Source organism: Providencia heimbachae ATCC 35613 (assembly GCF_001655055.1).
In the GTDB taxonomy this organism is placed as follows: Bacteria; Pseudomonadota; Gammaproteobacteria; order Enterobacterales; family Enterobacteriaceae; genus Providencia; species Providencia heimbachae.
The window spans coordinates 46,943-59,966 of sequence record NZ_LXEW01000042.1; the positions used below are offsets into that span (position 1 = coordinate 46,943).

At 43.1% G+C, this 13,024-nt stretch carries 9 protein-coding genes; 2 read left to right on the plus strand and 7 right to left on the minus strand.

Translation table 11 applies throughout. The features are described from left to right. Positions 1-288: 288 nt before the first annotated feature. The 6 genes from panC to sfsA all read right to left on the minus strand — a co-directional run bounded on the left by panC (position 289) and on the right by sfsA (position 5,937). Positions 289-1,152, minus strand: a complete 864-nt coding sequence (gene panC / locus M998_RS15535; protein ID WP_068446225.1) for a pantoate--beta-alanine ligase — start codon at positions 1,150-1,152, stop codon at positions 289-291. A 28-nt stretch (positions 1,153-1,180) separates the two neighbouring features. Continuing rightward, on the minus strand, positions 1,181-1,972 hold the full coding sequence (gene panB, locus M998_RS15540) for a 3-methyl-2-oxobutanoate hydroxymethyltransferase (RefSeq protein ID WP_068446223.1): 792 nt from the start codon (positions 1,970-1,972) through the stop codon (positions 1,181-1,183). 58 nt (positions 1,973-2,030) lie between these two features. Beyond that, entirely contained in the window at positions 2,031-2,522 is a 492-nt protein-coding gene (folK, locus tag M998_RS15545; protein ID WP_068446221.1) for a 2-amino-4-hydroxy-6-hydroxymethyldihydropteridine diphosphokinase, read from the minus strand. Positions 2,523-2,533: 11 nt separating this feature from the next. Then, the gene (gene pcnB, locus M998_RS15550) at positions 2,534-4,069 is read right to left on the minus strand and encodes a polynucleotide adenylyltransferase PcnB (protein WP_375342656.1); all 1,536 of its coding nucleotides are present in this window, start codon (positions 4,067-4,069) and stop codon (positions 2,534-2,536) included. A 506-nt stretch (positions 4,070-4,575) separates the two neighbouring features. Continuing rightward, positions 4,576-5,031, minus strand: coding sequence for an RNA polymerase-binding protein DksA (gene dksA, locus M998_RS15555; protein ID WP_068446217.1), 456 nt, complete (start codon positions 5,029-5,031; stop codon positions 4,576-4,578). A 195-nt stretch (positions 5,032-5,226) separates the two neighbouring features. After that, a complete protein-coding gene (sfsA, locus tag M998_RS15560) occupies positions 5,227-5,937 on the minus strand; it encodes a DNA/RNA nuclease SfsA (RefSeq protein ID WP_068446215.1) in 711 nt (236 codons plus the stop codon). A gap of 117 nt (positions 5,938-6,054) precedes the next feature. On the opposite strand from sfsA, the gene hrpB reads away from it, so the two are divergent. Further along, positions 6,055-8,514, plus strand: a complete 2,460-nt coding sequence (gene hrpB, locus M998_RS15565) for an ATP-dependent helicase HrpB (RefSeq protein ID WP_068909702.1) — start codon at positions 6,055-6,057, stop codon at positions 8,512-8,514. Positions 8,515-8,679: 165 nt separating this feature from the next. Continuing rightward, entirely contained in the window at positions 8,680-11,217 is a 2,538-nt protein-coding gene (gene mrcB, locus M998_RS15570; RefSeq protein WP_068909704.1) for a bifunctional glycosyl transferase/transpeptidase, read from the plus strand. Positions 11,218-11,541: 324 nt separating this feature from the next. Here the strand turns inward: mrcB and hemL are convergent, their stop codons facing one another. After that, a complete protein-coding gene (gene hemL, locus M998_RS15575) occupies positions 11,542-12,831 on the minus strand; it encodes a glutamate-1-semialdehyde 2,1-aminomutase (protein ID WP_068909706.1) in 1,290 nt (429 codons plus the stop codon). Between the last annotated feature and the right edge of the window lie 193 nt (positions 12,832-13,024).

A 13,024-nucleotide genomic window follows, 5' to 3' on the forward strand; every position in this document is an offset into this window, starting at 1 on the left:
AGATAGCCTCTCTTGCCGCCTAGCTGTGACTTGAATGAGTTTGGATAAATCAGTTATTCAATTGATTTGGATATAAACCGATACTCAAGCAGATCACAGCGTTGTTGGCTTCGCGCTCTTGCCCTAGTCACATACTAATGTATGCTCCTCGGGTCGCGTTTGCTTGCCGCCTAGCTGTGACATGAATGAGTTTGGCTAAAACATAAACCAATATTCAAGCAGATCACAGCTAGGTGGTGCCATTGCTGTATTTTTATTATTGTTTTTGATAAAAGATCGATCTACTTTTTAGGCAATATCAATCGGCAGGTCAAGCTGTAAATTGTCAATTAAGCGAGTTTGCCCTAACCAAGCTGCCATTAAAATGACTGCGCGCTGACTTGAGTTGCTTAATTCGGCCAATGTATCAGCATCACGGATAAACAGTTCATCTGGAGTAAACCCAGCTTGCCTTAATGACTCATTCATTTCTTCAATAATTACAGGTGCAGTATTGGGTGACTCAACTAGTTTTTGCCCAGCGTGTAACATAATGCTGTGTAATTGAGGGGCTTTTTTTAATTCTTCGGCAGATAAGTTATTATTGCGTGAACTTAATGCAAGGCCATTTTTGGCTCTAACGGTAGGAACACTAATAATTTGCGTATCAAAAGATAAATCGCTGACTAATTTGCGAATGACTTGCAGCTGTTGATAATCTTTTTCGCCAAATAAAGCAATATCAGGTTGAACCAAGTTGAACAGCTTGGTGATAACGGTTGCAACGCCTCTGAAATGCCCAGGACGGCTAGCACCTTCGAGTATGGTCGATAGTTCAGGTACTTCAACAAAGGTTTGTTTTTCCATACCTTGAGGATAAAATTCTTGGGGTGATGGCGCAAAAACCAAATGAATACCACGGCGCTTTAGCTTTTCACAATCTTCCTGCAAAGTGCGCGGATAATTGGCTAAATCAGATTGCCTATCAAATTGCATTGGGTTAACAAAAATACTGGCGATAACAATATCAGCTTGCTGCTTGGCTTGATCAATAATAGCAAGATGACCATCATGCAAGTTTCCCATCGTCGGAACGAGAGCAATACGTTTGCCTTCTTGCTTCCAGCGACGAATTTCACGACGTAATATCAAGGCCGTTTCAACGATAAGCATAAGTGCAATCCTTATGATTTTTAGCTAATTATGAAAATGAGTGGGACTCACCTGGGTAAATGCCTTCTTCAACTTCTTGAATATACATACGAACTGCATCATGTATATTTCCCGCTTGAGCCAAGAAATTTTTTGCAAACTTAGGTGGACGAGCGGTAATTCCCAGCGCATCTTGCATCACTAAGATTTGCCCATCAGTGCCATTACCCGCACCAATACCAATGACTGGCAGTAAGAGCTCTTCCGTAACATGATTCGCCAATGAGGTTGGTACACATTCAAGAACGAGCAACTGCATACCAGCATTTTCTAATGCAATCGCATCTTTAACCAATTGGTTAGCGGTCACCTCGTCTCTACCTTGAACTTTATAACCGCCAAGCACATTCACAGCTTGAGGGGTTAGTCCAAGATGTCCACACACAGGAACCGAACGCTCACCAAGCATTTTGATCGTATCACATAGCCAGCTACCACCTTCAATTTTGACCATATTAGCGCCTGCTTGCATCAAAATAGCCGCATTATGGCAAGCTTGTTCTGGGGTGGCATAACTCATAAAGGGCATATCTGAAATAATAAAGGTATCAGGTGCGCCTTTACGAACACAGCGAGTGTGGTAAGCAATTTGTTCTACGGTAACGGGTAATGTACTCGATTCACCTTGAATGGTCATACCTAACGAGTCGCCAACAAGTATGACTTGAATGCCTTGCTCTGCAAATAGCTGAGCAAAACTTGAATCATAGGCGGTGATAGTTGCGAACTTATGTTTGTCTTTTTTAAACTGACTCAAATCAGCCAGAGAAATTGGTTTCATTATAATAATCTCCAGAAAAATACCTTTTTTGGTCATGCATTACTTGAAATTCAATATATTAAGATATTGTATTCCAAAGCATAAGACCATTTTTAGGGATGAGTACAAGTCTTTCTGATAGTAACTCACCATCAGGGAAAACGAGATTGGGGGCAATATCATTAAGCGGGTATAACATAAACTCACGCTCTTTTAGCCCGTAATGGGGTACGGTTAACCGTGGTGTTTGAATGGTTCGGTTACCAAAAAGCATAATATCAAGATCAAGTGTTCTAGGACCCCAACGTTCTGCTTTTCGCTCACGCCCAAGTTCTAACTCGATTTTTTGTGTGTAATCAAGCAGAACTTCAGGTTCTAGGCCAGTTTCAAGTAAAACAGCCAGATTGAGAAAATCAGGCTGATCTTGTGGCCCGAGCGGCTTTGTTCGGTAGAGAGAAGACGTTGCAGCAACACGGCTGCTTGGGATCGCATCTAATGCTGCAATAGCCTGTTTTGCCTGTAATAATGGCTCTCCAAGGTTACTACCAACAGCAATATATACTTGCTCCATTTCGCTTCTCTCTATTGTGGTTTGTTTGGTTTGCGAGCCCCTGATTGCGGTGGGCGAGCAGGGCGATGACGTCGGCGCGTTGGCGCATTACCTAACTCTGAAATCATCTCACGCTGTTTGGTATTGCTTGCTTCCTGAAAATCAGCCCACCAGGTCGACAATTCTTGTAGCTCATTGCGATGCTCAACATTGGCTCTTAGCTCAAGTAGGTCGAATGCTGCACGGAATTTAGGGTGTTCCATCAGCTTATTCGCACGACGTCCTTGACGGCGAGGCAAGCGCAATTGCAGTAACCAAATATCACGCATAGTGGTGGTGATACGTTTTGGTATTGCGATTGAACGACATTGCTCATCAAGAATATCATTCATTGCTAAGGCGAACGCATCATAATATGCGAGACCCCCTTCTTGAGCTAGCTTCTCTGCGTGCTCCGTGACGGGATACCATAACATGACCGCAAATAAAAATGCAGGGTTTACGCGCTTATCATTTTTTAGTCTAAAGTCGGTGTTTTTGAGTACTTGCTCAATGATTTTTTCCATTGGCGAGTCACCGTTCTCACTAAAGCGGCTAGCGATCACAGGGAATAATTGTTCAAATAAACCGTATTTTTTGAGCAATTTATAAGTTGTATAACCATAACCAGCCTGTAAAAGCTTTAAGGATTCTTCAAACAGCCTTGCGGATGGGATCTCTCTTAGCAAAGGTGCGAGCTGATAGATAGGATTGGCCGTATTCGGTTCAATTGTCATATTCAGTTTACACGCAAAACGAACCGCTCTTATCATCCGGACAGGGTCTTCGCGGTAGCGCGTTTCAGGATCGCCGATTAAGCGAATAATACCGGCTTTCAGATCATTTAAACCATTGACGTAGTCACGTACTGAAAAATCATCAATATTGTAATAGAGGCTATTGACGGTAAAGTCACGGCGAATAGCATCTTCTTCTATGGAGCCAAAGATATTGTCACGTAGCAACATACCATTTTGGGCTTGGGAGGATAGATTTTTATCCTCTGATGGGTTGTTCTGGTCATGATTACCCCGGAATGTTGCGACTTCAATAATTTCAGGCCCAAACATGATATGGGCAAGGCGGAACCTTCGACCGACAAGGCGGCAATTACGAAATAGCTTGCGGATTTGTTCCGGCGTTGCATTTGTGGTGATATCGAAATCTTTAGGTTTTTGTCCTAAAAGTAAATCACGGACACCACCACCCACTAAATAGGCCTCATAACCGCTTTTATTTAAGCGATAGAGTACTTTCAGCGCATTATCACTGATATCGCTTCGCGAAATAGTGTGTTCTGAGCGTGGGATAACAGTAATATGTTCTTCTGTCTCGGTTGTCATTGTTTGTTGTTTCTCTGCCTGAGCATCGGCACGCTTGGATTGACGAACCGTTTTTTTCATTTGCTTCGTGTTCTGCTCTACAGGCGATGTTTCCGCAGGAGCAGAATAAGTGACTGGCCTTTCACCTGCTGCCTGTGGGCTTCGCTCAGCGTTATCATCACGCGATGCGCTGTCATTACGTGACAGAATATTACGGCAGAAATTTGCTACTCGGTTAAAAATAGTACACCTCGATGTAATTACGAATATTCAATAAACAAAATAAGCGGCTAATCATAGCTCACTGACGTTTCTTTGAGAATGGTTAAACGAATAAAAGTCATGTCTAATCATTTTTTCTATCAATATTCCTATGAGCAAAAAGCGATAGTCGGGCTCAAAATATTGTCCTCAATAACGGCAACCCCTTTATTTGTACGATATAAGAGGTGTTATGATGTTAATGTTTTTCAAATAATTAGGCAAAAAACGTTATCAATACAGCCGCGGAATAATTTTCTCAGATATTTTATTGTCATCTTGGCTGGGGATCAATAATAAATACATCAAGATAAGGTGTAGAAATATATTGATAAAGTGAGATAACTAATTCGGTGGCGGGAATTAACAGTATTTTGCGGGATAAAACTTAAGGGAAAACATTCCCTTGTAACGGCGCACGGTAATGCGCCGTTTAGGACTCCATTTAGCATTTAGCCAGCCATTTGCTTTTCGCGAATCTCTGCTAATGTTTTACAGTCGATACACAAATCAGCGGTTGGGCGCGCTTCCAAACGACGGATGCCAATTTCCACTCCACATGATTCGCAGTACCCAAAGTCGTCATCTTCAACTTTTTTCAGCGTTTTCTCGATTTTCTTAATAAGCTTACGTTCGCGGTCACGGTTACGTAATTCGAGGCTGAACTCTTCTTCTTGAGCGGCTCTATCAACGGGGTCTGGAAAGTTAGCTGCTTCATCTTGCATATGAGTAACAGTCCGGTCCACTTCATCTCTGAGTTGATTGCGCCATGCATCGAGAATGAGCTTAAAATGCGCCAATTGGGCGTCGTTCATGTACTCTTCGCCAGCTTTTTCATGATAGGGTTCAACCCCAGCAATGGCGAGAATGCTTAAGGACGATGTCTTACGTTTTTGCCCTTCTTGCATAATGCTTCTCCTACACACGCAAATTTTACAAAAACCCCAAGGGGGAAAATTTAAGGTCGCTATAAATAGCAGAAGAGAGCCGTCTTGGCAATCGTTCCTGCAATGAGTTTTGTAATGCTGTGAAGGCGCGCGTGTTTATTCCTTTTGAAGCCCCCAGAACTCAGCGTCCTCGTTCTAATTGTGATTAAAACAACATTATTTAATCGATGTGAAATTAATCCGTTTACTTAACACCATTTGCCGAGTATTTATATCTACTTGATAACAAAGAACTTCAACGCCATTTTTGATCGCGTCCTCTAATAAATATGCATATTTACTGTCAATATGTGCAGCCGCAGATGCTACGTGAATTCCGCTATGTAAAGCAACAAACATTAGTATGGCTCTTTTTCCTTCTTTAGCAATCAGTGTTAATTCTCGTAGATGCTTTTGCCCTCTTAAAGTCACTGTATCGGGGAAAAAACCCTGGTTATCCTCAAGGAGAGTAACGGACTTTACTTCGATAAAACAATCGGATAGACCTTCTTCTGTGAGAAAAAAATCGATTCGACTATTCTCTGAACCATATTTAATTTCAGGTCTAATAGTATTGTATTCAGATAATTCTGGAATACATTTATTCGCTAATGCTTCAGCTACAAGCTGGTTTGCGCGTAATGTATTGATACAAATTAGATGATTTTCAGCGGTTTGGCTTAACTCCCAACTGTGTGGATATTTGCGTTTTACATTATCGGATGTTGAATACCAGACTGTATCTCCAGGCGTCGCGCAGCCTGTCATCGCACCTGTATTTGCACAGTGAATAGTCATGACTTCGCCATCAGGAGTAACGACATCTGCCAAAAAGCGTTTATAACGTTTAATTAAGGTGGCGGGCTTTAAAGGGGGGAGGAATTCCATACAATCTCCATAACGGCATCCAGAAAAATAACTCGCAAAGATCAACAGCCCCTAAGATACAGGCTAATGCTACAATGTCTAATCACAAAGAATAAATGCCATGGAGCCAACACCTAAGTGTTACCGATACTAGATGTAAGTGATGACTTACTTACTGCACTCAAAAACGCCCCTCAAGTCTTACTTAATGCGCCGACAGGGGCAGGAAAATCTACTCGGCTGCCACTGATTATTCTTCATAGTGATGCGATAGACGGTCGGATAATTATGCTTGAACCGCGCAGAATTGCCGCTCGAACAGTGGCTGCGCGCTTAGCGGAACAGTTAGGAGAAGAGGTTGGTAATACTGTTGGCTTAAGAATGCGCTCAGAAACTAAAGTGAGTAAAAACACCCGCCTTGAGGTTGTGACCGAAGGGGTACTGACGCGGCAATTACAAAATGACCCGATGCTCGAAGGTGTTGGGTTGGTTATTTTAGATGAGTTTCATGAGCGTAGTTTGCAGGCTGATCTTGGGTTAGCGTTATTGTTGGACTCTCAACAGGCATTACGTGATGACCTTAAAATTCTTATCATGTCAGCGACCTTAGATGACCAAGGATTAGCCCTGTTATTTCCGGATGCGCCTATTATTACGTCGCAAGGACGTGCCTTCCCGGTTATTCGTGAATTTCATCCGATTAATCCAAATAAGTTATTTCATAAAGAAGTTGCAAATGCAGTTTGGCAGCTTTTAAAGCAAGAAACTGGCTCTTTGCTACTCTTTCTACCCGGAGTGGGCGAAATTGAAAAAGTGTGTAGAGAGCTCGAAGGAACAGTGAGTGAGGACATACTTTTATGTCCGATGTATGGCGCACTGCCAATCAAAATACAGCAACAAGCAATCGAACTCGCGCCTTTAGGGAAACGAAAAGTGGTGCTGGCGACGAATATTGCAGAAACCAGTTTAACGATTGAAGGCATTCGTTTGGTGGTGGATAGCGGTTTTGAGCGTATTGGCCAATTCAACCCACGTTCAGGATTAACAAAACTAGTTAAACAACGCATTAGCCAAGCATCAATGACTCAACGAGCGGGTCGAGCGGGACGACTAGAGGCTGGGGTTTGTTGGCACCTATTTAGCCAAGAACAGGCCCAGCGAGCGACCCAATTTAGTGATGCTGAAATTAATCACAGTGATTTAAGTGCGTTATGGTTGTCGTTATTACAGTGGGGGTGCCATGATGTGTCACAACTTAATTGGCTCGATACGCCGCCTAATGCCGCAATTGCTGCCGCGAAAGATTTGCTTTTCAACTTAGGCGCAACAAATAAGCAAGGAAAACTCTCGTCAATCGGCCAAAAAATGGCGGCACTAGGCAGTTCTGTGCGTACCGCTGCAATGTTATATAAAGCACAACAAAGCCAAAATAGGGAGGTTATTCAGTTAGCTTCCTTATTGGTGGCAATTATTGAAGAGCCACCAAGAGGTTTTGAAAGTGATATTCGTCCTTATTTGGAGCGACCAACAGACAGTTGGTGTAGACGTGCTTCTATATTGAGTGAGCAAAAAGTCACAGCGGTAGTTGGCCGCAATTTAGCGTTAATAAGTAAGTGGTTACCAACACTATTAGCCGCAGGGTTCCCCGAACAAATAGCAAAAAATCGAGATAATCAATTTCGCTACCAATTGGCAAGTGGATTAGGCGCATCGCTAAATGAGTCAGATCCATTAATTGGTACTTCATGGCTGATGGTCGCGTCGGTGTGGCAGCCTGAATCCTCGGCTGATGCGCGTATTTCCTTGTCCTATCCGGTTGAAATAGAACAGCTACGTTCTGATTGCCCGCAGCTATTTATGACACAAGAAACCGTTGAATGGGATGAACAAAAAGGCAGCTTACTGGCTTGGAAACGTTTACAATGCGGTCAAATCGTCGTTCAATCAGAACGATTAAATAAACCCGAAAAAAGTGAAATAAAAAAGGCGCTAATTCACTGGATAACCCAAAATGGTTTGATGCAGTTAAATTGGCAAGAAGAGGCATTACAGCTATGTATTCGCTGTATGTTGGCTAACCAATATTTTCCTAATATATCGCTACCAAGCTTTGATGATGAGTCCTTATTAGCTTCAATTGATGAGTGGTTAGCGCCGTATTTAGATGGCGTCACCAACAAGCAAAAGCTGTTGAATATTAATTTAACTCAGTTATTAGTCAATCGTTTGGATTGGCAGCAAAAACAGTGGCTCAACAGTACTTTTCCAACAACCTATCATGCACCTTCTGGCAGTGATGTGAGTATTCACTATGCCTTGGATAAGCCACCAGTTATCGAAATTCGTATGCAAGAAATGTATGGTGAAAAACAACATCCAACGGTAGCACAAGGTAAAATTGCGCTAACGCTGTCATTACTTTCCCCGGCAAGAAGACCACTACAAATTACCCAAGACTTGGGTGCTTTTTGGCAAGGTAGCTATAAAGCGATCCAAAAAGAGATGAAAGGGCGTTATCCAAAACATTTATGGCCAGACGATCCGGCGAATACGGCACCAACAAGACAAACAAAAAAAGCGATGATGAGTGCGAAATAACCCGTTTTTATGCTCTAATAGCGGGTCATAAAAAGAGAGAATCGCCTATTTCGACAGAGTAAGGAAATGTAATTAAGAGCTTTCCCCTGTGAAATCGCCGAGGTTATGGGCCAAAATCAATGGCAAGTACCGAATAATGAAGCAATTAAGTGATGTGGAGACACCATGTCCGGTAAAGACAATAATGAACCAATAGGCAGACGTAGTAAAAAAGCTGCTGAGAAAAAACAATCTTCCTCCCGTCGTCGTAGAGACCGCGATGATTACGATGATGAAGATTTACTTGAAGATGATGATATTGATGACCAATATCTCGATGATGAAGAAGATGAAGAAGAGCAAATGGCTAAAAAAGGCTCAAAGAATAAGAAAACGCGTAAGGTAAAAAGTAAATGGCGTTGGTTCTGGCTACTCGTCAAACTGATGGTTGTATTTGCCGTTTTACTGGCAGCTTACGGTTTTTATTTAAATCAGCAAATTAAAGAACGCCTCGATGGTAAGGTTTGGGATCTCCCAGCTGCGGTGTATGGTCGTATGGTTAACCTTGAACCGGGAATGGATTATAGCCAAGTCGAAATGGCGCGTTTGCTTGAAGGTATGCAGTATCGAAAAGTCAGTAAGATAACGACTTCTGGTGAATTTGTCGTACGTGGAAATAGCATCGAAATTTTACGTCGCCCATTTAACTTCCCTGATCAAAAAGAAGGGCAAATACTGGCTCGCTTGGTGTTTGAAGATGGGTCGTTAAGTAAAATAGAAAATATGGAAAATGGCCGTTCATTTGGCTTTTTCCGCTTAGATCCAAAACTGATTACTATGATGCAGTCGGCAAATAATGAGCAACGTTTAGTGCTGCCATTATCAGACTTTCCAGATTCATTGGTAAAAATCCTGCTAGAAACCGAAGATAGAAATTTTTATGAGCATGATGGTGTCAGTTTATATTCTATCGGCCGTGCGGTTGTCGCGAACTTAACCGCAGGGCGTTCTGTTCAAGGGGGAAGTACCCTAACTCAACAGTTAGTTAAAAACCTATTTTTGACCAATGAACGTACATTAAAGCGTAAAGCCAATGAAGCTTATATGGCAATCTTGCTAGATTATAACTATAGCAAGGAGCGTATTCTTGAGCTTTATTTGAACGAAGTATTTTTAGGGCAAAATGGTAATGATGAAATCCGCGGTTTCCCATTAGCTAGCCTGTATTACTTTGGTCGCCCAATTAATGAGTTGAGTTTTGATCAGCAAGCGCTGTTAGTGGGAATGGTTCAAGGTGCATCGACCTATAACCCGTGGACTAAGCCACAAAATGCGATTAAACGTCGTAATATTGTGCTAAAAATTCTTGAAACACGGGGTGTTATCGATCACGAAATGTATCAGGTTTTAAGTGCAAGGCCGCTAGGTGTTAAAACAAGGGAAGGGCTTGTTGCTTCCCAACCCGCGTTTATGCAAATGGTTCGATTAGAGCTAAATGAAAAATTAGGGGATCAGATTAAAGCGCTATCTGGCGCAAAAATTTTCACCACGCTGGATCCTGTTGCTCAAACCGCCGCAGAGAATGCGGTAGAAGCGGGCGTGGCTGACTTACGTAAAACACGAAAACTAGATGATATTGAAGGTGCAATGGTAGTCGTTGACCGCATCAATGGCGAAGTCAGGGCCATGGTCGGTGGTTCACAACCGCAATTCTCTGGTTTTAACCGTGCCTTGAATGCACGCCGTAGTATTGGGTCGCTGGCTAAACCGCCAGTTTATCTCGCGGCACTGAGTGAGCCAGATCGTTTCCGGTTAAATACATGGCTTAAAGATGAACCACTGTCAGTTAAAGTGGGGAATCAAACGTGGAGTCCAAGAAACTACAGCCGCAACTTTAATGGTCGCATGATGCTGGTGGATGCACTGGCGAAATCGCAAAATATTCCGACGGTTAACTTAGGGTTAGAAATCGGCCTTGACCAAATAGTTAATACCTTTGTTCGATTAGGCGCACCAGCGGCTGCTATCGAAAAAGTGCCGGCGATGTTGTTAGGTGCAATAAACTTAACCCCAGCGGAAGTGGCTCAGGTTTATCAAACGATTGGCGGTGATGGGAACCGCGCAAAACTGTCTGCACTGCGTTCTGTTATTGATGGTGATGGTAAAGAAATCTACCAAAGCTATCCATCCGCTGAACGCGCGGTTCCATCGCAAGCGGCTTACCTCGCATTATACGGTATGCAGCAAGTAGTTCAGCAAGGAACTGGCCGAGTTTTATTATCCAAATACAGTAAATACAATTTGGCGGGTAAAACCGGAACCACCAACGATTTACGTGATAGCTGGTATGCGGGTATCGACGGAAAGGAAGTGGCGATTGTTTGGGTTGGTCGAGATAATAATGGCCCAACCCAATTAACCGGGGCGACAGGCGCATTAAAACTGTATCAACGTTATCTTGATAACCAAGCCCCATTAGCACTGATAAATCGTCCACCAGAAGGCATTGTGGGCATGAGAGTGATGATGGATGGTCAGTTTAGTTGCTCGAACTTAGGCGGTGGTAGAATGTTACCGGTCTGGACTGATAATCCAGAAAGCCTATGCCAAAGTTCTGAAGAACAAGCGCCAGTGTGGAATTTGAATGGCTCGAATGAGAATTCACAAGACAGTGATGCGCCGGATTGGGTGAAGGATATGTTTGGCGATACGCCTAGCCAGTAGTCCTCGTCATACTTCAAGCTGTCGCGTTGTTGGCTTCATTTGGCTACTCGGGTCACATACTTGTGTATGTTGCCCGAGATATCCGCATTCGCTGCCTAGCCGAATCCTCGTCATACTTCAAGCTGTCGCGTTGTTGGCTTCATTTGGCTACTCGGGTCACATACTTGTGTATGTTCCTCGAGATATCCTCATTTGCCGCCTAGCGACAGTTTGAATTATTTAGAGGATTGTTTGGTGTTCTAAAGAACACAGAACACAGAACACAGAACAAAAAAGAGGCGCTACCATTGATTTGATAGCGCCTCTTTTGTCTCTAAAGAAAAATTATTTCTCGTTCATTTTTCTGAAGGCGTTTTCTGCCGCTTTAACCGTTTTCTCAATGTCAGCATCACTATGGGCGATGGACATAAAGCCTGCTTCAAATGCAGAAGGGGCGAGATAGATGCCTTGTTCTAACATCAGGTGGAAGAACTTTTTGAAGCGCTCAACATCGCAATCCATCACGTCTTGGTAGCAAGTCACCGTTTTTGCATCCGTGAAGAAAAGACCAAACATTCCACCGACATGATTGATAACCATTGGAATACCTTGCTCTTGTGAGACACGTTTTAGTCCACGAGCCAGGTTTTCTGTTAATTCATTGAGACGTGAATGAACACCAGTTTGCGAAACTTCTTTTAAACATGCAAGACCCGCAGCCATCGCGACAGGGTTGCCGGATAATGTTCCTGCTTGATAAACAGGGCCAATAGGAGCGAGTTTTTCCATCACCTTAATGCTTCCACCAAAAGCACCGACAGGCATGCCGCCACCGATAATTTTACCTAAGCAGGTTAGGTCGGGGCTAACATCATAATAATCTTGTGCGCCACCTAATGCGACACGAAAACCGGTCATCACTTCATCAATGATTAGTAGTGCATTGAATTCATCACACAAGGCACGTAAACCGGGTAAAAACTCTGCAGTTGGCGGAACACAGTTCATGTTGCCTGCAACGGGTTCAACAATCACACAGGCTACTTCTTCTGGATATTTTTCAAAAACTTTGCGTACTGATGTAAGGTCGTTATAGGTACAGGTTAACGTGTGTTTAACAAAGTCCTCAGGCACACCCGGAGAATTTGGCTCACCCATGGTCAGTGCACCTGAACCTGCTTTAACTAATAAACAGTCAGCATGTCCATGGTAACAACCTTCAAATTTAATGATTTTATCGCGACCTGTGTAACCACGAGCAAGACGAATGGCGCTCATTGTGGCTTCAGTGCCTGAGTTGACCATGCGAACCATATCTATTGAAGGAACAAGTTCGCAGACTAATTTTGCCATATCCACTTCAGCCGCGGTGGGTGCGCCAAAGCTTAAACCTTTGTGAACGGCTTTAATCACTGCATCGCGTATAGCGGGGTGATTGTGTCCCAGAACCATCGGGCCCCAAGAGCCAACATAATCAACGTAGGCTTTACCGTCTACATCATAAATATACGCGCCGTCAGCACGATCGATAAATATCGGGGTGCCGCCAACTCCATTAAAAGCACGCACGGGGGAGTTAACACCGCCGGGGATTGACCGCTGTGCTTCTTCGTATAATTCTATTGATTGGCGCATAACAAGGCTCCTAAAAGAGGCTAAACAAAAAAGTTTCCTGTATTCTAAAGCACTGTACCAATTAAACCAAATGTTGAACCCGAGTTATGTAGAATGTGCGAATTAGATAACAACACTTGAACGATTTAATCAGGTGACGGATAATTAGCATAATTGATCTGAGTAAGTTTCGGCTTACACATGAATTTACCGG

Excerpts from the sequence above, each read along its gene's own strand:
- sfsA (WP_068446215.1), bottom strand. The coding sequence starts at position 5,937 with ATGGAATTCCTCCCCCCTTTAAAGCCCGCCACCTTAATTAAACGTTAT.
- folK (WP_068446221.1), bottom strand. The coding sequence starts at position 2,522 with ATGGAGCAAGTATATATTGCTGTTGGTAGTAACCTTGGAGAGCCATTA.
- mrcB (WP_068909704.1), top strand. The coding sequence starts at position 8,680 with ATGTCCGGTAAAGACAATAATGAACCAATAGGCAGACGTAGTAAAAAA.
- panB (WP_068446223.1), bottom strand. The coding sequence starts at position 1,972 with ATGAAACCAATTTCTCTGGCTGATTTGAGTCAGTTTAAAAAAGACAAA.
- hemL (WP_068909706.1), bottom strand. The coding sequence starts at position 12,831 with ATGCGCCAATCAATAGAATTATACGAAGAAGCACAGCGGTCAATCCCC.
- dksA (WP_068446217.1), bottom strand. The coding sequence starts at position 5,031 with ATGCAAGAAGGGCAAAAACGTAAGACATCGTCCTTAAGCATTCTCGCC.
- panC (WP_068446225.1), bottom strand. The coding sequence starts at position 1,152 with ATGCTTATCGTTGAAACGGCCTTGATATTACGTCGTGAAATTCGTCGC.